We start from the raw sequence: 1448 nt of genomic DNA on the forward strand, positions 1-1448 counted from the left end.
ATTATATGTTAGAAGATGCGGCGTTAGAGGTGGTGTTAGCACAAGGCGCGGGTGTCGATGTATTAGCGGAATTTGCGGGGCATGTGGTGGCATTGGATGATGCGGCATTATTTGCGGCGCAAAGCCAAGAGAACATAGAGAGGCAAGAGAGTGGATTGGAAGCATCGAGTTTAGCCTATGTCATTTATACCTCTGGTTCGACAGGGCAGCCAAAAGGAGTCATGACAGAGCATCGTGCGTTAATGAACTTTAGAGAAGGTTTTTTTACGCAACTAGCAAGCTGTGATAAAGCCTATAAAAATGGTTGGTTGTGGCTATCATCTTTTGTATTTGATGCATCTCTTAAAGGTATTGCACTGCTATGTTCAGGTATTAAGCTTATTATACCAAGTAAAGAACAAGTCAAATCTCCACGCGAGCTGGTAAATATAACGCGATTGCATCAACTCAGTGTGTTGAATGCGACACCACAATTACTTGCTATGATAGTTAAAGAGCCAGGCTTGCCCGCGATAGATCTGATCTCCAGTGGTGAGGCAATGGGCACAGAGTTGCAAAGCTTTATTTCATTTGTAAAACAGCACGGGCGGGTATTGCTTAATGGGTATGGCCCAACCGAGACAACAGTGAACTGTGCCTTTTCATTGCAATCGAAAAGTAAATTAGAGGTAATAGGTCGACCAATGGTTAACACCTCTTTTTATCTTCTAGATGAAAATCAGCAGTTAGTGCCAGAAGGGTGTGTTGGTGAGCTGTATGTCGGTGGTGATGGTTTAGCGCGAGGATATCTCAATCGTCCGGAGCTTACAGCTGAGCGTTTTATTGATAATCCACATTACCTATCGAGTGATCCACATAGTCCGAGTCGTTTATATCGTACCGGCGATTTAGTACGTTACTTAGAGGGGGGGAATCTAGCCTTTATAGGTCGTACAGATGATCAGGTTAAGATCCGCGGTTTTAGAATAGAGCTTGGGGAAGTTGAAGTGCAGTTAGCGCAACAACCTGGTGTGGATTCTGTGTTGGTAAAAACCCTGAAGTGGACAGATAATGTGCAGTTAGTGGGTTATATCAAATCAAATCAGGTGTTGGATGAAGAGGCGAAACACGCATGGGTTAGAGACGTTAAAAGCAGGTTAGCAGTAACGCTCCCAGATTATATGGTGCCGAGCTTTTTAATTGCTGTGGATGAATGGCCACTAACGGCTAATGGTAAAGTAGACAGAAAAGCCTTACCAGAGCCAGAAGGCAGTGCACTGCAAGGAGAATATGTTGCACCGGTAACAGAAGTGGAGCAAAGGTTAGTTGATATTTGGTCAGTCTTACTGAATATACCGAGCGATAGAATAAGCACCACGGCGAACTTCTTCACACTAGGCGGACACTCGCTACTGAGCATTCGTTTAATGTCAGAAATTAGACAACAATTTGCCGTAGCGCTACCAGTG

General features: G+C 44.3%; 1 protein-coding gene. It reads left to right on the forward strand.

The window, feature by feature from the left end:
• Positions 1-1448, forward strand: a 1448-nt coding sequence (locus tag NH462_RS22815) for a non-ribosomal peptide synthetase (RefSeq protein WP_253107825.1), incomplete at both ends; no start/stop codon positions are given.

It is taken from the genome of Pseudoalteromonas sp. OANN1 (assembly GCF_024124685.1).
GTDB classification, from domain to species: Bacteria; Pseudomonadota; Gammaproteobacteria; order Enterobacterales; family Alteromonadaceae; genus Pseudoalteromonas; species Pseudoalteromonas piscicida.